The organism is Pseudomonas sp. LBUM1664 (assembly GCF_059695895.1).
Map to the genome: position 1 here is coordinate 685,948 of NZ_CP166791.1, position 18,175 is coordinate 704,122.

At 58.1% G+C, this 18,175-nt stretch carries 11 protein-coding genes and 1 pseudogene; 7 read left to right on the forward strand and 5 right to left on the reverse strand.

What is annotated here, in order from left to right:
• The first annotated feature begins 68 nt into the window (after nt 1-68).
• Nucleotides 69-533 (forward strand): bacterioferritin, encoded by a 465-nt coding sequence (gene bfr / locus ACA047_RS03250; RefSeq protein ID WP_497356622.1) that lies wholly within the window; start codon nt 69-71, stop codon nt 531-533.
• Between the two features lie 160 nt (nt 534-693).
• Here the strand turns inward: bfr and uvrA are convergent, their stop codons facing one another.
• Nucleotides 694-3,528 (reverse strand): excinuclease ABC subunit UvrA, encoded by a 2,835-nt coding sequence (gene uvrA, locus ACA047_RS03255; protein WP_497356624.1) that lies wholly within the window; start codon nt 3,526-3,528, stop codon nt 694-696.
• 179 nt (nt 3,529-3,707) lie between these two features.
• Here uvrA and ACA047_RS03260 point away from each other — a divergent pair, with 179 nt between their 5' ends.
• Both ACA047_RS03260 and ACA047_RS03265 read left to right on the forward strand, forming a co-directional pair.
• Entirely contained in the window at nt 3,708-5,105 is a 1,398-nt protein-coding gene (locus ACA047_RS03260) for an MFS transporter (protein ID WP_497356626.1), read from the forward strand.
• A gap of 9 nt (nt 5,106-5,114) precedes the next feature.
• Nucleotides 5,115-5,639: a single-stranded DNA-binding protein gene (locus tag ACA047_RS03265; RefSeq protein WP_497356628.1), complete on the forward strand. Its 525-nt coding sequence runs from the start codon at nt 5,115-5,117 to the stop codon at nt 5,637-5,639.
• A gap of 233 nt (nt 5,640-5,872) precedes the next feature.
• Here ACA047_RS03265 and ACA047_RS03270 read toward each other — a convergent pair whose 3' ends face one another.
• Nucleotides 5,873-6,940 carry a LacI family DNA-binding transcriptional regulator gene (locus tag ACA047_RS03270; RefSeq protein WP_497356630.1) on the reverse strand — a complete coding sequence of 356 codons (1,068 nt, stop codon included), beginning with the start codon at nt 6,938-6,940 and terminating at the stop codon, nt 5,873-5,875.
• Between the two features lie 211 nt (nt 6,941-7,151).
• Here ACA047_RS03270 and ACA047_RS03275 point away from each other — a divergent pair, with 211 nt between their 5' ends.
• From ACA047_RS03275 to ACA047_RS03285, 3 genes and pseudogenes are all read left to right on the forward strand, one after another.
• Nucleotides 7,152-8,468, forward strand: coding sequence for an MFS transporter (locus ACA047_RS03275; protein WP_497356632.1), 1,317 nt, complete (start codon nt 7,152-7,154; stop codon nt 8,466-8,468).
• Nucleotides 8,465-10,849, forward strand: a complete 2,385-nt coding sequence (locus ACA047_RS03280) for a glycoside hydrolase family 31 protein (RefSeq protein ID WP_497356634.1) — start codon at nt 8,465-8,467, stop codon at nt 10,847-10,849. Before ACA047_RS03275 ends, ACA047_RS03280 begins: the two co-directional genes overlap by 4 nt.
• Before the next feature lie 31 nt (nt 10,850-10,880).
• A pseudogene (locus ACA047_RS03285) lies at nt 10,881-10,973 on the forward strand (helix-turn-helix domain-containing protein); the annotation flags it as partial.
• Nucleotides 10,974-10,995: 22 nt separating this feature from the next.
• Here the strand turns inward: ACA047_RS03285 and ACA047_RS03290 are convergent.
• Together ACA047_RS03290 and ACA047_RS03295 are read right to left on the reverse strand one after the other, a co-directional pair.
• Nucleotides 10,996-11,850 carry a hypothetical protein gene (locus ACA047_RS03290; protein WP_497356636.1) on the reverse strand — a complete coding sequence of 285 codons (855 nt, stop codon included), beginning with the start codon at nt 11,848-11,850 and terminating at the stop codon, nt 10,996-10,998.
• 106 nt (nt 11,851-11,956) lie between these two features.
• Nucleotides 11,957-13,879, reverse strand: a complete 1,923-nt coding sequence (locus ACA047_RS03295) for an MAC/perforin domain-containing protein (RefSeq protein ID WP_497356638.1) — start codon at nt 13,877-13,879, stop codon at nt 11,957-11,959.
• Between the two features lie 277 nt (nt 13,880-14,156).
• Here ACA047_RS03295 and ACA047_RS03300 point away from each other — a divergent pair, with 277 nt between their 5' ends.
• Nucleotides 14,157-17,462, forward strand: a complete 3,306-nt coding sequence (locus tag ACA047_RS03300; RefSeq protein ID WP_497356640.1) for an ATP-binding protein — start codon at nt 14,157-14,159, stop codon at nt 17,460-17,462.
• 127 nt (nt 17,463-17,589) lie between these two features.
• Here the strand turns inward: ACA047_RS03300 and ACA047_RS03305 are convergent, their stop codons facing one another.
• Nucleotides 17,590-18,144 carry a cysteine hydrolase family protein gene (locus tag ACA047_RS03305; RefSeq protein WP_497356642.1) on the reverse strand — a complete coding sequence of 185 codons (555 nt, stop codon included), beginning with the start codon at nt 18,142-18,144 and terminating at the stop codon, nt 17,590-17,592.
• Nucleotides 18,145-18,175: the final 31 nt, after the last annotated feature.

The window sequence follows — 18,175 nt, forward strand, 5'->3', positions numbered from 1 at the left end:
TGAGCCAGTGACCTGGCAATCAGCTTGGTTCAAACTAGAGCCTTCAAAGCTTGTGGAGATGTAGGGCGATGCAAGGTCACCCAGACGTAATCGATTACCTCAACACGCTGCTGACAGGCGAACTGGCAGCCCGTGATCAATATTTCATCCACTCGCGGATGTACGAGGACTGGGGTTTTACCGAGCTCTACGAACGTATCAACCACGAGATGGAAGAAGAAGCACAGCACGCCGATGCGTTGATGCGCCGGATCCTGATGCTCGAAGGCACGCCACGCATGCGTCCGGATGACCTGGACATCGGCACCACCGTGCCCGACATGCTCGCCGCCGACTTGCGCCTGGAATACAAAGTCCGCGCTGCGCTGTGCAAAGGCATTGAGCTCTGCGAACAGCGCAACGACTACGTGACTCGCGAGATCCTGCGCATTCAGCTCAACGATACCGAAGAAGATCACACCTACTGGCTCGAGAAGCAGTTGGGTCTGATCAAGTTGATCGGGTTGGAGAACTACCTGCAATCGCAATTCTGATGAGGTCATTGTGGGAGCGAGCCTGCTCGCGATAGCGGTGAATCAGCCAGCAGAGATGTGACTGGCACGCCGCTAATCGCGAGCAGGCTCGCTCCCACAGAAATCCAAAAGCCCCTGTCATCGCGGAGATGACAGGGGCTTTTTTGTGTCCGGGGAGAAATCAGTCCCGATCACGCTCCAGCAACGGCTTGAGGTAGTAACCGGTGTAGGACTGCTTCATCTCGGCCACTTGCTCAGGTGTACCTACGGCGATGATCTGGCCGCCCTTGGAGCCGCCTTCCGGCCCCAGGTCCACCAGCCAGTCAGCGGTCTTGATCACGTCCAGGTTGTGCTCGATCACCACCACGGTGTTGCCGTGGTCGCGCAGGCGATGCAGCACGTCGAGCAATTGCTGGATATCGGCGAAGTGCAGGCCTGTGGTCGGTTCGTCGAGGATGTACAAGGTCTTGCCGGTGTCGCGCTTGGAAAGCTCACGGGACAGCTTGACCCGTTGGGCTTCACCGCCGGACAACGTCGTTGCCGACTGCCCGAGCTTGATGTACGACAGGCCGACATCCATCAGCGTCTGGAGCTTGCGCGCCAGTGCCGGCACCGCGTCGAAGAACACCCGGGCTTCCTCGATGGTCATCTCGAGGGTTTCGTGGATGTTCTTGCCCTTGTACTTGATCTCCAGGGTTTCACGGTTGTAGCGCTTACTCTTGCACACGTCACACGGCACATAGATGTCTGGCAGGAAGTGCATTTCCACCTTGATCAGGCCATCGCCCTGGCAGGCTTCGCAACGCCCACCCTTGACGTTGAACGAGAACCGGCCCGGCCCGTAACCCCGCGAACGGGACTCCGGCACGCCAGCGAACAGTTCGCGGATCGGCGTGAACAGCCCGGTATAGGTCGCCGGGTTGGAGCGCGGCGTGCGGCCGATCGGGCTCTGGTCGATGTCGACGACCTTATCCAGATGCTCCAGGCCCTTGATGCTGTCGTGGGCGGCAGCTTCCAGTGTGGTGGCGCCGTTCAGGGCCGTGGCGCTGAGGGGAAACAGGGTGTTGTTGATCAAGGTCGATTTGCCGGAGCCGGACACGCCGGTGACGCAGGTCAGCAGGCCGATCGGGATTTCCAGGTCGACGTTGCGCAAGTTGTTGCCACGGGCACCCTTGAGGCTCAACGACAGCTTCTTGTTGCGCGGCGTACGCTTGGCCGGAACCTTGATCTTGACCCGGCCCGACAGGTATTTGCCCGTCAGGGAGTCGGGGTGCGCCATGACTTCTTCAGCGGTGCCCTGGGCGACGATATGCCCACCATGCACGCCTGCGCCTGGGCCGATGTCCACCACGTAATCCGCCAGGCGGATTGCGTCTTCGTCGTGCTCGACCACGATGACCGTATTGCCGATGTCCCGCAGATGTTTCAGGGTCCCGAGCAGCCGGTCGTTGTCCCGCTGGTGCAGGCCGATGGACGGCTCGTCGAGGATGTACATCACCCCCACCAAGCCGGCGCCGATCTGGCTGGCCAGTCGAATACGCTGGGCTTCACCACCGGACAGGGTGTCAGCGCTGCGATCGAGGGTCAGGTAATCCAGGCCGACGTTCACCAGGAACTGCAACCGCTCGCGGATTTCCTTGAGGATCTTGTCGGCAATCTCACCCCGACGGCCGGTGAGTTTCAGGCCGCCGAAGTAATCGGTGGCATCGCCGATCGGCAGGTTGGTCACCGCCGGCAGTGTCTTTTCACCGACCCACACATGTCGCGCTTCCCGACGCAAGCGGGTGCCACGACAATCGGGGCAGGGCTGGGTGCTGAGGAACTTGGCCAGTTCTTCGCGCACGCTTGCTGATTCGGTCTCGCGGTAACGCCGCTCCAGGTTCGGAACGATGCCTTCGAACGGGTGGGAGCGTTTGACGATATCGCCGCGGTCGTTCAAGTATTTGAAGTCGACATTCTGCGAACCGCTGCCGTGCAGGATGAATTTCTGCTGATCGGCGGGCAGCTCGTTGAACGGCTCGTCCAGGCTGAACTTGTAGTGGGCCGCCAGCGACCCGAGCATCTGGAAGTAATAGACGTTGCGCCTGTCCCAGCCGCGAATCGCGCCTTCGGCCAGGGTCAGTTCGCCATTGACCAGGCGCTTGGTGTCGAAGAACTGCTTGACCCCCAGGCCATCGCAGGTCGGGCAGGCGCCGGCCGGGTTGTTGAAGGAAAACAGCTTGGGCTCCAGCTCGCTGATGGCGTGGCCGCAGATCGGGCAGGCAAAGCGTGCGGAGAAGATGATTTCCTCGCCGGGTTCGTTGTCCATCGGCGCCACCAGGGCGATGCCGTCGGCCAGTTTCAGCGCGGTCTCGAAGGACTCGGCCAGCCGCTGTTGCAGATCGGCCCGGACCTTGAAGCGGTCGACCACCACATCGATCGAATGCTTCTTCTGTTTATCCAGCTTCGGCAGTTCGTCCAGTTCGCAGAGCTTGCCGTTGACCCGGGCCCGCACGAAGCCCTGGGCGCGCAGCTCTTCGAACACCATCAGGTGCTCGCCCTTGCGCTCGCGGATGACCGGCGCCAGCAGCATCAGCTTGCTGCCTTCCGGTTGGGCCAGTACCAGGTCGACCATCTGGCTGACGGTCTGGGCTTCCAGGGGAATGTCGTGGTCGGGGCAGCGGGGAATACCGACCCGCGCATACAGCAGGCGCAGGTAGTCGTAGATCTCGGTGATGGTGCCGACCGTCGACCGCGGGTTATGGGAGGTCGACTTCTGTTCGATGGAGATCGCCGGCGACAAGCCTTCGATGGTGTCGACGTCGGGTTTTTCCATCATCGACAGGAACTGCCGGGCGTAGGCCGACAGCGACTCGACATAGCGCCGCTGGCCTTCGGCGTACAGGGTGTCGAAGGCCAGGGATGATTTGCCGGATCCGGACAGGCCGGTGATGACGATCAGTTTGTCCCGTGGCAGGGTCAGGTCGATGTTCTTCAGGTTGTGGGTACGGGCCCCACGAATCAGGATCTTGTCCAAAGTGGCCTCGCTCGGCGGGCGTCGAAAACGTAGGAGTATACGGGCAAATACTGGATGGATGCACACTATTGAAAGTGAGTTTTCAGCCATACGTGAAGACTGCGCGGCAAACGGTCGCCATATACCCTCTCAATCGATGGGACTGGTAGAATCGCCGCCGGTTCACATGAGGTTTTTCCATGCACGATCCCCACAGCGAACGCATGAGTGGCGGCGAGACCCGCGCAGCAAGCGGCCTGGCCCTGGTGTTCGCCTTCCGCATGCTGGGCATGTTCATGGTGTTGCCGGTGCTGGCGACCTATGGCATGGATCTGGCGGGCGCGACCCCGACCCTCATCGGGTTGGCGATTGGCGCTTACGGCCTGACCCAGGCGATTTTCCAGATCCCGTTCGGCATCATTTCCGACCGCATCGGCCGACGTCCCATTATTTATCTGGGCTTGATTGTCTTCGCCCTTGGCAGTTTGTTGGCGGCCAATGCCGATTCGATCTGGGGCGTGATCGCCGGACGAGTCCTACAAGGCGCTGGGGCTATTTCCGCGGCCGTCATGGCGCTGCTGTCAGACCTGACCCGCGAACAGCATCGGACCAAGGCCATGGCCATGATCGGCATGACGATCGGTCTGTCGTTCGCTGTCGCCATGGTCGTAGGCCCCTTGTTGACCCGTGCCTTTGGCTTGTCGGGCCTGTTCCTGGCGACCGGTGCCATGGCGTTGGTGGGCATCCTGATCGTGGCGTTCATGGTGCCGCGCGCCACCGGGCCGTTGCAGCACCGCGAATCCGGGGTGGCTCGCCAGGCGTTGATCCCGACGCTCAAGCACCCGGACCTGCTGCGTCTGGACCTGGGCATCTTCGTGCTCCACGCGATGCTGATGTCCAGCTTCATTGCCTTGCCGCTGGCCTTGGTCGAGAAGGCCGGCCTGCCCAAGGAACAGCATTGGTGGGTCTACCTGACTGCATTGCTGATTTCGTTCTTCGCCATGGTCCCGTTCATCATCTATGGCGAGAAGCGACGCAAAATGAAACGAGTTTTGCTCGGCGCCGTCGTGACGCTGATGCTCACTGAGCTATTCTTCTGGCAGTTCGGTGATAGCCTGCGGGCCCTGGTGATCGGGACGGTGGTGTTCTTCACTGCGTTCAATTTGCTGGAGGCGTCGCTGCCGTCGCTGATCAGCAAGGTTTCACCGGCGGGTGGCAAGGGCACGGCGATGGGGATTTATTCCACCAGCCAGTTCCTGGGTTCGGCGTTGGGCGGGAGCCTTGGCGGCTGGTTGTTCCAACATGGCGGTTTGTCGGTTGTGTTCCTGGGTTGCGCCGCGCTGGCTGCACTTTGGCTCGTTTTTGCTGTTACCATGCGCGAACCTCCGTATGTGACGAGCCTGCGCTTGCCGTTGTCGCCCGAAGCCATCCGCGAAGCAGGCCTGACCGAGCGCCTTAAGGCCGTCGTTGGAGTAACCGATGCAGTGGTGGTCGCCGACGAAGCGGCCGTTTATATCAAACTGGACACCGAATTATTGGATCGTGCGACGCTCGAGCGCCTGGTGAACAACCCGGCCCCGACCACGTGCGAAGCCTAGGAGAACGTTATGGCCCGTGGGGTTAACAAAGTCATATTGGTCGGTACTTGCGGCCAGGATCCCGAAGTTCGCTACCTGCCTAACGGCAACGCCGTGACCAACCTGAGTCTGGCGACCAGCGAACAGTGGACCGACAAACAGACCGGCCAGAAGGTCGAGAAAACCGAATGGCACCGCGTGTCGATGTTCGGCAAAGTGGCCGAGATCGCCGGCGAATACCTGCGCAAGGGTTCGCAGGTGTACATCGAAGGAAAACTGCAGACCCGCGAGTGGGAAAAAGACGGCATCAAGCGCTACACCACTGAAATCGTGGTCGACATGCAAGGCACCATGCAACTGCTGGGCGGCCGTCCACAGGGCGACCAGCAAGCTGCCGGCAACAATTACCAGCAGTCGGCCCCGGCCCCGCGTCAGCAAGCGCCTCGTCCACAGCAGTCGGCTCCACAGCCACAACGCGAACGCCCGGCCCCACAACAGGCCGCGCCGCAACCGGCTCCGGATTTCGACAGCTTTGATGATGATATTCCGTTCTAACCTACATAAAATTTAGTTGTAAAGGTAAGCGGGTTTTTTGGAGTTGAAACTCTTTACTCGCTGATCTTTAGAGTCAGATGAAAACCCTCTTCGCTGTAAAGCCTGGAGGGTTTTTTTTCGCCCTGTGTAAAGCTGAGCTGCGATTTTCCACAAGCACGCAATGTAAAGGTGGGGGGGATGGAAGGGAGGAGGGGGCGGCACCTTTCGGGACAAAATAAGCGTTACGAAATGAATTAATCATAAATAATCTTCTGATAGACAGGCGTTTGCTTGGCGCTGTGCTTGATGCGCCGCACTGAGCTGCCGGTGATGAGTTGCCCGCCGAGAAGAAGATTACCGCAAGGAGATCGCGGTTCGAAAAGCTGCTGTCTTAATACCCTTATTGCTTCTGCACCTAATTCATCGCGGGGTACGTGAAGCGTGGTGAGCGGTACATCGTTGATGTCCGCCAGGTTGAACCCGTCCATGCTCATCACTGAAACATCGTGAGGAACCCTCAAGCCAGCACTCTGGAGTGCTTTAACTGCCCCGGCTGCCATGAAGTCACCCCCGGCCAGGATGGCCGTCGGTCGGTCGTCAGGTGCGCAATTTGCCATGAAGGCCGCCACCCGCGCTTCAGATTCAGCACTGCCGAAGCCTTCGGAAATTATTTGATGTTTCGCTTCGACAAACTCGAGATTCTGCTCCTTCCATGCGTCACGAATTCCACGCATTCGAAGGTCCATCGTGTATCGCCTGAGACACTGGAGGGTTAGCACATTTCGGTGGCCCATCTGAAATAGATAATTAATCGAAAAATGACCGATTAAAAAGTGGTCGGGCGATATCGAGGGCAGGCGCATGCTGCGATCAATGCAGTTGATCAGCACAGTCGGCTTGCTGAGATCGGCTGCAAGTTGGTGTATGTGCGGGTCATCAATACCAATCAGGATCGCGGCATCGGTGTCCTTCTGGTTCATCTTTTCCAAAAACAGTAATGCGTCGCTATCGACCTCTTCGAGCTCACAGTAGCGGACTCGGACATCATGCTGCGCGACCGCCTGCGTGATGCCCTGGATAACTTTGTAGTAGAAAATATCAGAGCGCACGTTGAAGGCGCGCGAGGGCGCGAAGATGGTCAGCCCGTTGAGCAGGAAACGACCATTGGCGAGGTCTTCCATCACGCCGTGCTGACGAGCTGCAGCCAACACTTTTTGTCTCGTCGCCGGGCGGGTATTTGATTTACCGGCAAGCACCCGCGACACCGTCGCTATGGACAGGCCAGTCTGTGCCGCGATTTCCGCTATGCGTAATTTTCCCATCGTGGCTTATCCATTGAGACAATTTATGTAAAGGCTTTCATAGCAGAAAAAGGCCACCCATCCTAGCGTCCTTGGGTATCTGTCACGCCATAATTGAGGAAAATGTAAATTTATACATTGTTACTCCTGTACCTATCAGGAGCCGTTGCCATAGCGTTAAGCCTCAAATAAAAACAAAACGCCGGAAAATCCGGTGACAGGCGAAGAGTTGATGACTATCGATATCGAACGCAATGCTCGACTTTCGGCCAAGCAAAAATCCATCCCTCACCTGCGTTGGTGGATGCTTTCCCTGTTTTTGCTCGGCGTTACCGTAAACTATATAACTCGCAATTCATTAGGCATATTGGCGCCGGAGTTAAAAACCACGTTCAGCATGTCAACTGAACAATACTCGTGGGTGGTCGCCTCTTTCCAACTTGCTTATACAATTTTCCAACCCATCTGCGGATGGCTGATCGATGCTATCGGGCTCAAACTCGGCTTCGTGGTATGCGCCGTCATATGGTCGGTGATGTGCCTTCTTCATGCCGGGGCTGTGAGTTGGGTACACCTGGCGATTCTGCGTTTTTTTATGGGGGCCTCGGAGGCAGCGGCTACACCTGCGAATGCCAAGGCGATAGGGGACTGGTTTCCAAAAAAAGAACGACCTATCGCCGCAGGCTGGGCCGGGGTTGGGTTTTCTTTGGGGGCCATGCTCGCCCCTCCCATCATCTACGTGGCCCATGTATCTCTGGGCTGGCAGGGCGCATTTCTAATTTCAGGAGGGATCGGCCTGATCTGGGCCGCCGTCTGGGGATGGCTCTACCACGCCCCCAATATCCACCCGCGCTTATCGCCCAATGAGTTAGAGCATATTCAACAAGACGGCGAAAAAATCGGCCAGCAAATGCCATTTTTTAAAGCGTTGAAAAAGATTGGCCGGGACAAACGGTTTTACGGTATCGCGCTTCCCGCCTTCATGGCAGAACCCGCATGGGCAGTGATGAGTTTTTGGGTGCCGCTGTACCTGGCCAATGAAAGAGGAATGGACCTGAAGCAAATCGTATTGTTTGCTTGGGTTCCCTTTCTGGCGGCGGACCTCGGCAGTATTGCAAGCGGCTATCTATCACGTGCTTACCATCGGATTTTCAAATGCACGCGGGTGAACTCAATAGTCGCCAGTTCAATCACGGGTGCGTTCCTGATGTTTTCGTTAGCCGTGATGACTCAGGTGGAAGACCCCTATGTTGCGATTGCGCTTATTTCCGTCGGAGGTTTTGGCCACCAGATTATTTCGTGCATGTTGAGTGCACTGGTAGTCGAAACGTTTGATCGAGATGAGTTGGCGACTGTTAACGGAATGCGAGGCTCATGCGCCTGGATTGCCAGCTTTATTTTCTCGCTGATCATCGGTGTCAGCGTGGACAAAATAGGATTCAACCCATTGTTCATTGCAATGGGGCTCTTTGATTTTATAGGTGCATTTTTCATGATTTTGTTTATCGCAGACAGAACCTCCAAACCTAAAGCGGTGCGTGCACGATGAAATCACTTAAAGTCTGGGCGTTACAGGCCCAGGAAAAAGGCTACATCGAGCTCCTGGTTGAGGACCGACATCTATTCAGAATCTATATTCTCGAAGACGGTTTGGCGCGTGTTCTGCTTATGCGGGCAGGCACGTTGGCACTGGATCGGACCTGGAGTATTGCGCCTCGGGAGGACGTCGCCTGGGAGGGCCGGCCCCGCGAGTCTGTCGCTGATTTTTCTTTGCCCGCGTACCGGGTCGAAGAGTTTCAGGATCGATTGGTGCTCACGACCAAAAAACTACGCATCACTGTGAATCATCCGCTGTGGTTACAGTGGGAATACCATGATGGCCAAACCTGGAGACCGTTGGTCTCGGATCGGCCCACCGGTGCGTATTCGCTTAACGCTCATGGTGATGGCGTAGAGCATTACCAGCTTCGCGCGCCTGAACATCGCTACTACGGGCTCGGCGAAAAAACCGGCGATTTGAATCGCACCGGCAGGCGTTTTGAAATGCGTAATCTGGATGCAATGGGATATGACGCTGCGAGTACCGACCCCCTGTACAAGCATATTCCCTTTGTCATCACGCACCAGGAACACGCAAGCTTCGGGATGTTTTATGACAACCTGAACACCAGCCTATTTGATCTGGGTAACGAGCTGGATAATTATCACCGGCCCTATCGTCGGTACACAGCGGATGCCGGGGACCTCGACTACTGGGTACTTGCAGGCCCCCGCATACTGGACGTGACGAAGTCTTTCGTTCGTCTGACCGGACGCACATTGTTTCTGCCTAAATGGAGCCTGGGCTACAGCGGCTCAACCATGCATTACACCGATGCCGAAAATGCACAGGAACAGTTGCTTGAGTTTCTTGATCTCTGCCGTCAGCACGATATTCCCTGTGACTCTTTTCAACTGTCATCCGGGTATACGTCCATTGGCGAAAAACGCTATGTGTTCAACTGGAACTCTGAAAAAGTCCCGGATCCAAAGGCGCTTGCTCAGGCATACCGTGATGCAGGGGTCAGACTGATTGCCAACATCAAGCCTTGTCTCCTGCAGGACCATCCGCGCTACGCCGAGGTAGCCAGTCAAAAGATGTTCATTACCGATTCTGAACACGACAGGCCAGAGCGGTCGGTCTTCTGGGACGATGAAGGTTCCCATCTGGACTTCACCAATCCGGACGCTATTAGTTGGTGGCAGTCAAATGTCACGTCACAGCTTTTGGAACTAGGTATTGAATGTACGTGGAACGATAACAATGAGTTTGAAGTGTGGGACGGCGAGGCGCGCTGCCAAGGCTTCGGGCGCGAGATAGCAATCAAACATATCCGGCCCGTCATGGCATTGCTGATGATGAGAGCGTCTTTAGAGGCACAACAGCGGTTCTCACCGTCAGAGCGGCCCTACCTCATCTCACGCTCAGGTTGTGCCGGTATGCAGCGCTATGTTCAGACCTGGAGCGGTGATAACCGAACCAACTGGAATACCATCCGCTACAACACCCGCATGGGCTTGGGTATGAGCCTGTCGGGGTTGTACAACGTGGGGCACGATGTAGGTGGGTTCTCCGGTAATAAGCCGGATCCCGAGCTGTTTGTTCGTTGGGTCCAGAATGGCGTGATGCATCCCCGTTTCACCATTCACTCCTGGAACGACGATGGCACCGTCAATGAGCCATGGATGCATCCAACGGTTACCGATGCGGTCCGTGACGCCATTCGGCTCAGATACAGGCTGATGCCTTATTTCTATACCTTACTGTGGCAAGCGAGTAACGAGGATGAGCCCATTTTGCGACCTACGTTTCTTGACCACGAGTACGATCTTCAAACGTTCGAAGAAAACGACGAGTTCCTGCTGGGCCGAGACCTCCTCGTCGCTAGCGTCGTAGAGGAAGGCGTACGCGAGCGCGAGGTGTGGCTACCCCTGAACGCGACAGGATGGTGCGACTGGCATACAGGTGATTGGTACGAAGGCGGCCAATCCGTTTCTTTGGATGCGCCTTTGGAACGTTTGCCATTGTTGGTGAGAGGGGGTGCTGCGATACCGGCCGGTGAATGCCACAAGCTTAATGACCCCTCTCTTGATCGGCATCGCGAGCTGGTGATTTTTCCTGCACCTTCAGGCTCCTCCAGCGGCGTTTTATTTGAAGATGACGGCATCAGTCATGGCTGGAAAAGCGGAAATAGCCTTGTGATCAGATGGACCATTGAATATGCCCTGGACTTCATTGATTTGAAGATATCTAAAACAGGGGATTTTCGTCCGGCGTGGGAGCAGCTTGAGGTGTCCTTGAAGGTCACGGATGCGAGAACCTTGAGAATCAATGGCAATAGCGGCAGCGCGTTAAAGTTGGCCGAAATTGCGGACCATAAACTTCATTGATTTCCGAAGAAGGCTTGCCCTCCCGGTCCAGGCTTGCGGTTTCTTCGATCAGAGCCATATGGCCCGGGCGTTCAAGAAAGTGGTTGGCGTGACGCCCGGCAGCTTCCGTAACAGTCGCGCCTGAATCTGTACGCCCCTCATACCCTTCACGCCCGATAGTCCGCCGGCAACTCATGCCGCGTGGGCGTCTTCTCTTCGTGATAGTGCGGTTTGCCCACCTGGGAATTCATCAAGGTCGAATTGGCCAGGATTGTCTCGGTCAGCAAACAGTCCTCACCTTCCTGGAACCAGCAAGCCAGCGCTGAGTTTCGATTGCCGTGCATGTCTACGACGTCCGGCCAGTTTTCCACGTCGTGCGTGTCACTGGGCGTGATGTCGGGGTAATGCTTGGGCGGTAGAACCAGTGCATCGCCGGGCCGCAGCCACAGGTCGGCCAGATAGATCTCTCTCGACGCAGGCCGCCAGCGGGCGACGCTGATTACCAGTGGCAGGCGCCCGTAGCGGGAAAAAAATGCGTGGGGGAAGTTGTGATATTCGAGGTCGGTCGGGTTGTATGTCAGCAGCTCACGCTGGCGCGCCGGCCCCAGGTAGGGCGATTGGTGGCCCGCCCATTTGCCGTAGGTGTATTGGCCCAGAATCAGTTGGTCATATTCAAAACGCATGCATTCGCCGTTTCCGAGCAAGGTCATGCCGAAGGCTTGTGCCGTAGCCTTCGTTGCCCAGATGGCTTCGTAATGCACTTCCTTGGCGTGGAAGTCGAATGCCTTGATCCTGTAGGAACCAGTGCTCGTTGGCACCTCACGGTCTTTCCAGCTGATGCCGGAGTAGCGGGTGCCCAGCGACAGGGTCGGGTTCTCGGGGCTGAGGGGGATCAGGTTGCCGCGCACCTGGGCACTTGGCTGCGCCAGCCCATGGTCATTGAACAGATAGGGAAACTGGCGGGGATCGAGCGCCGATTCCACGCCGTCGCCGATAAAGGGAACGCAGTTGAAGACTTGCATCGTATATAGACCACTCACGCAAGAGGGCTGCAGGAAAGGCGGTCAATCGCCTGTTGGAAACCCGCCGACCCGGCGCCAGGGCCGGATCGGCTGAGTCTGCTCGACATCAACTGTATGGGTGGTGCTGTTCGCGCAACCAGTCCATGCCGTGCGGTGCGCGCCAAGGCCTGACGGCGGCGCGTTTTTCAACCTGGGTCAGGCACAAGGCGTCCATCCAGTAGTAGACCATCAATAGATGAAACACCCCATCGCCACGTCGATCCCAGATCACGTCGTCCTGCTGACGACCCGGTTCAATGGGTTTGAGTCGGCAGTCGGCCTGGTCATACATGCCTTGCAGGCAAGTGCCCGTCTCGTAGTTGATCAGCAACACTGGGTGGTTGATTTCGGGATAGGGTTTTTCCAGCTCGGGCATGTACCAGAATTGCCCAGGGTTGTACCTGTCCGGCGTTTGCATGGCGATGCGGGTCTTGTTTTGTGGATCGGTGGCCAGTGCCGGTTTGTCGCCGGTGTTGTTGCGCACGATGTACAGCACGGTGCGCGGGTCTTCCTCGGTCTTTTCCGTTTGCACCAGTTTGACTTTGCCAAATGAGTCGTGGGAAAGGCGCGCCTTGACCTTCACCGTTGGGTTGAGGCCTTTGCCTGGCTGGCCAAAACCGGCGATGAGACCGTCGACGCCGGGCACTTCGAAGTCGTTCCCGGCCAGCACATAGGTCAGGCCGGACGAAGGGTTGGGCTGCATGTTCTTGGTCAGCGTGTCCCAACGGTTGAGCGCCGTGTCGCTGGCGCCATTGAGCAGCAGGGCTTCACGCATGGCGCGCGTCGGGTAGTAGCGTGCGTCGCGGGGCCAGCGCTCAGTCGCCATCAGCAACTTGTGGCCGCTTTTTTGTTTGAGCAGCAGGGCCAGTGCATCCCAGAACTGTTCAAAGTCCGTGGAGGACGCATTTGCTGCGGGTGGGTAGTGAAAGCTTTCGCTGGTGTCTTTGTTTTTGTTATCGATGAACACCATTCGCAGGGCGGGGCCTGTCGCCGTGCCTCTGGGGGTTATTTGCCGATCGGAGCGACCGAGAACCACCACCGACTCCTGCCAGTTTGCCTCGATTTCCGCCTTGTAACTGGTGTACCACTGGTAAGCCTGTTCCAGTGCCGTACGGGTATCGCCTTCCTTGATGAAGCGATAGACCGGGGCGAGTTTCACCTCCACGACCTTGGGATCATCGGGCAGCGATTCACGCCATTTGCCGAAGTCGGCGTTGCAATTGCTCGGGTCCACCGCATTGAAATTGATCGAATGCGTACCGCCCTGGGTGGTCAGGTTGGCGTTGCGATGGGCTACGTTTTTCTTGATCGTTTCCGAGATCGCGGTCGAAGCGCTCCCGCTGACGAATGCGCCGTATTCGGCCTTGACCATCGCATCAAGGGTGTTGGTCTGGCTGAGGTAAGTCTTGAGCGCGGTCATCGCATAGTTCAGCGAGCCACCCACGATGACCTCGTTGACGATATCGGCGCCGAAATCGACGAAGAAGTTGAAAAACGGCTTCGGATCGCGCGGATCAAAGGCCTTGGGCAGTTCGCCGATGCGCGTCTTGAAGTTGTCAGTCGTGTTGGCCGGGTTGACCTCGAAGGTCAATTTCCATAACCGCACCGCGTGGCTGTAGAGCACGGCTTCGCGCTCTTCGAGCTTTTTGATATCGCTGCCAAAGGTGGCTTTGAAGCCGGCGGAAAAGGCGCCATATTTGCCGGAGGCTTCGACACTCAACTGGATATGTTTTTCGTACTCGTCGCGGGAGGAAAACGTCTCGGTGGCGTAGTCTTCCTTGGTGACCGTGCTCATGGTGACGTTTTTGCCCACGTTGTAAAACGTGCTTTTGTACGGCACGGCACGCTTGCCCGATTCGGTATCACCGACTTTCTGGCATTCGTTGCTCTCACCGGCCCAATCGAGCCGGTTCAGTCCGCGACCCAATAATTGCGAGCCGCCGATATCTCGCGGATCGTTGCTCGAGCTGCCCTTCAGTCCATCGTTCATCGCCTTTCTCCCATCGCTCAGGTTGTATCAATTGGTTCCAATTGATGGGTTCAGTATCTGGAGGCGCGCCATAAGCGGACAGTCCAGAGCGGTGTCAGTCTGGTATCAGTTTGGTATCAGGCAAATAGCCATCCTCCCGTTAACGCCGCCGATGCGCAGGAGTACACTCGATCAGCTGCCGCTGGCCTCAATCTCGGGAGTGCTGTTACCGATATAGGATCGGTATTCAAAATTGGCGTGCTTGCCCAGGGTGCAAGGGGCGGCCGGGGCGATCAACATGGACTCCAGACACAACGCGTTTCCTGCCTTGCCCAAGCGCGATACCTTGGTGTCCGACGGCCGTGTCCTACTCGACGCCGGGTCGTTGAAAGGGCTGCGCAAACAGCATGGCCTGAGCCAGGAAACCTTGGCCGAAGCCTGCCTGAACCGACACCTGTGCGTGTCAATCGCCTCCATCAAGCGCGCCGAAACCGGCAAACCGGTGCTCTACCGCACGGCCCGACACCTGGCTACGGCCTTCGGGGTTGATGTGAGCGCACTGTTGGGAGACCCCGTCTCGGCGGCCCTGGTCGAAATCGAACAGACGATTACCGACTTGCACGAGACGGCTTTTGCGCAACAGGCGCTGAAGCAGATCGATGAGGCCGTCGTCCGCTATGTGCTGGAGCTGTCCTTTTGCATCGATGGGCTGCCAGAGGCGGTCCCTTTGGTGCTCGCGGACGAAATTGAGCGCCTGGTCCGTCAGTTCGGTGGCGTTCCTCTGGGTACGACGCAGGGTGTGGTGATCGCCCAGTTCGGTTCTCCGCAAGCGTATCGCAGTGATAGCGAGCGAGGTCTGTTATGCGCGCTGGCGCTGAGCCGAGAACAATTCGTGAAGCCGGGGCATGCCTTATTGCTGCGGCTCGTGCGCCTGAGTGCCGAAGCGACGCAGCTGCACGCTGAAGCCATCTTGCTTGCGCAACAGCCGTTGTCTGATCGCCATGGCCACGCGCCGGTGTATGTTGCGCAGAACTTGCTCGAACAACTCGCTGCCCGATTTGAGTTTTCGCCCACCGACGATGAGTTTGGTGCGTATCGAAAATGCTTGCGCCTGCGCAGCCTCGACGAAAACGCGCCGCGTCCATTGGTAGGGCGGGCCATTGAGTTGTTGCAGTTCAAGGGCGTGATCGAGGCCACCCAGGAGTGCCAGGACGGGCATGTGGTCTACGTGCGTGGCATGGCGGGTATTGGCAAGAGCCGCCTGGTCAGCGAATTTTTCGAAATGGCCCGGCAGTGTGGGTTTGCCTGTCATCGCGGCGATGTGCTGGATTTCGGCATGGACAACAGCCTCTGGCCCTTGGGGCAGTTGGTGAGCAGTCTGCTCGGTCTGGGCGGATCGACCCCGATCCGCGGGGCGCTACTGGAGGCCGCGTTGTCGCGCCTGAAAGTGGCCCCCGAGCACCTAATGTTCCTGCAGGTGCTGACGGGCGTATCGTCTGCCGAGGCGCCCATCTTGTATGCCGCGATGAGCAACCAGGCCCGCACCCAAGGGCTGTTCCACGCTTTGCTTGAGGTGTTGCTGCGAATCGCGGTGCAACAACCTTTGTTGATCTGCCTCGAAGACTTGCACTGGGGCGACGCTGCGCTGTTTGCGATGCTGGGCAAACTGCTCAACGCCACGGATGAGGCGCCGGTCGTCTGGCTGCTGACGTCCCGCCCCGAAGGTGACCCGCTGGAAAGCCACATCCGTGCGCATTCCAGTAACCCTATGAGTCTGCTCGACATCGCGCCGATCCGGGCACGTGAGGCCACCGTCCTGGCGGATCAATTCAGCGATGTCGATCCGCGCTACCGGGCTGACTGCGTCACACGCGCCCAGGGCAATCCGCTGTACCTGACGCAATTGTTGTCGAGTCAGGAGGGCGTTTTCCCCGACAGCCTGCGGCATTTGGTCCAGACCCGCTTTGACAAGCTGGCCCCCGACCAACGTCGCGCCCTGCATTACGCCGCGGTCCTGGGCAATAGGTTCGAACTCACGCTCTGGCGCGAAGCGCTGGGGCAGCCGGATTATTTTCCGACGGCGGATATGCGCCAGGGGCTGCTGCGCGAAGTTGAGTCGGGTAGCTATCTGTTTGTCCACGATCTGGTCATGCACTGTCTCTACGATGCGATGCCGGTGGTCCTTCGTGAGCAGTTGCATCGTGAGGTGGCGAGCCTCTACCGCGAGCGCGACCGGGTTCTCTACGCCCAGCACTTGCTCAGGGCCAATGATCCGGCTGCGTTCGACGCGCTGTTGGCCGCCATGAGCGAAAAACGACTCGCCTGTCAGTACGACAGCGTTCTTGCGCTGGCCCGTCAATGCGCTGTGTTTGTCGAGCGCACGCGCAGCAATTTTCCGCTCGCGTTGTTGTGCGGCCAGGCCTGTTCCGGCCTGGGCCAGACCGTTGAAGCGCGGGAGCATTTTCAGCGGGCGCTGGCTTTGGCTGAACAATCGCAAGATCAGATCGAGTCAGCGCTGGAACTTGCGGCGGTCCTCAATACGCTCGATTGCCTGGACGAGGAAGAACGTCTGATTGAAGAGATGTTGCCCATCGCCCGGGCCATGGAGGCAGATACGGCCCTGGCCCGGCTGTTTCACCTTCGCGGCAACATCTATTTCCCGCGCGGCAACTATGCAGAGTGTCGCCGGCTGCATGAAGAGGCCTTGTCCTTTGCGCGTATCGGTAGGCATCTGGAAATCGAGGCCAAGGCCCTGAGTGGGATCGGTGATTCGTACTACGCACAAGGGCGCATGCAGACCGCCTACGAAGTCTTCGATCAATGCGTACGTCTGTGCGAGCGCAATGGGCTGGTGTATGTGGAGGCGGGTAATCGCAGTGCGCGGGGATCGGCGCAGTTTTATCTGGGGCAGCCGGAACAGGCATTGCGCGATGCCACGGATGCCATCGAACGCAGCGGCAAGATTGGCAATCATCGAGCAGAAGTTTTCTCACGGCTGACCGCTGCCTGGGTGCTGGTGGCAAGCGCTCAGGACGCGTTGGCAGAGCAAGAGTTGACCTGCGCCTTGGCGCTTGCGCGCAACCTTGGCGCCAGCCGTTTCGAAGCGATCTTGCTGGAAGGGCTGGCGCGGGTGGCGTTGCATCGGGGCGAGCGCGGGCTGGCGCAGGCATTGATCATGGACGCGGCGAGTCTGGTTGAACGCTTCGAGTTGCAGCGTTACATCGGACCTTGGGTCTACGGCAGCCTGGCGCTGATGGTCGACGATACGCAGCTTTGCGAGCAGGCACTCTTGAAGGGGGAGGCTCTGCTCACCCGGGCCTGCCTGGCCCATAACGCGTTACGCTTTCGAGTGGCCGCCGCTGAAATCTGCCTGTTGGCGGGGAACAATGAACAGGCGATTTGGCATGGGCAACAGATGGCGACATTGCCCGAGTCCGCGTCGTGCGCGTGGGTCAGCCATCATGTGCGGTTGATCGGTGTGGCTGGGCAGTGGTTGCGCGGCGGTGATCAAGGGAGCGCAGAGAAGTTACGAGGGCTTCAGCGCGAAGCGCAGCAGATGGGCTTTGTGGCGACGATGCCGAGGTTACTGCAGGTTCTTTTATGACCGCAGTGCTCAAGTTTTACTGAGATCGGAGCCTGAATGGCGGGCATTTTAAGCGCCTCTTCAAAACCGCGCTTCGGTTACGAGGCGCGGTTTTTTTAGGCTTGCCGTTTGCTGTGCGCAGCGTAACTCAGCGGTCGGCAGCCAAAAACTGCTCAGTGCTCACCACACTCGCATAGGCAAACCCCAGGGCCGACATGAAGGCCGCATGTACCTGGGCCGCCGGGACAACGAGGCCGTTGAATTCCAGGTCGCGGGTGGCGCAGGCATCGTGGATCACCGTGACGCCGTAGCCCAGGTCTGCCGCAGCGCGGGTGACGCCGTCGATGCACATGTGGCTCATGCTACCGACGATCACCAGTTGCTCGATGCCGTGCTGGTCGAGGATCGATTGCAGTTCGGTTTCGCGAAACGAGTTGACGAAGTGTTTGAGCACCACTGGCTCATCGGCACGGTTGAGCACCTTGGGGTGCAACTGCGCGCCTTCGGAGCCCGGGGTGAAGAACGGCGCGGAGTCGGAGGTGAATTCGTGGCGGATGTGCACCACTTGATCCCCGGCCTGGCGAAAGGCTTCGATCATCCTTGCGGCATTATCGGCGGCGGCTTCGGCACCGACCAATGGCCATTTTCCCTGGGGGAAGTAGTCGTTCTGGATATCGACTACGATGAGCGTTTGCTTGGACATGGAGGCTTCCTCGATCACATTGGGTGTGAAG

Excerpts from the sequence above, each read along its gene's own strand:
- ACA047_RS03280 (WP_497356634.1), top strand. The coding sequence starts at position 8,465 with ATGAAATCACTTAAAGTCTGGGCGTTACAGGCCCAGGAAAAAGGCTAC.
- ACA047_RS03295 (WP_497356638.1), bottom strand. The coding sequence starts at position 13,879 with ATGAACGATGGACTGAAGGGCAGCTCGAGCAACGATCCGCGAGATATC.
- ACA047_RS03290 (WP_497356636.1), bottom strand. The coding sequence starts at position 11,850 with ATGCAAGTCTTCAACTGCGTTCCCTTTATCGGCGACGGCGTGGAATCG.
- ACA047_RS03270 (WP_497356630.1), bottom strand. The coding sequence starts at position 6,940 with ATGGGAAAATTACGCATAGCGGAAATCGCGGCACAGACTGGCCTGTCC.
- ACA047_RS03305 (WP_497356642.1), bottom strand. The coding sequence starts at position 18,144 with ATGTCCAAGCAAACGCTCATCGTAGTCGATATCCAGAACGACTACTTC.
- ACA047_RS03265 (WP_497356628.1), top strand. The coding sequence starts at position 5,115 with ATGGCCCGTGGGGTTAACAAAGTCATATTGGTCGGTACTTGCGGCCAG.
- ACA047_RS03260 (WP_497356626.1), top strand. The coding sequence starts at position 3,708 with ATGCACGATCCCCACAGCGAACGCATGAGTGGCGGCGAGACCCGCGCA.
- ACA047_RS03300 (WP_497356640.1), top strand. The coding sequence starts at position 14,157 with ATGGACTCCAGACACAACGCGTTTCCTGCCTTGCCCAAGCGCGATACC.
- bfr (WP_497356622.1), top strand. The coding sequence starts at position 69 with ATGCAAGGTCACCCAGACGTAATCGATTACCTCAACACGCTGCTGACA.
- ACA047_RS03275 (WP_497356632.1), top strand. The coding sequence starts at position 7,152 with ATGACTATCGATATCGAACGCAATGCTCGACTTTCGGCCAAGCAAAAA.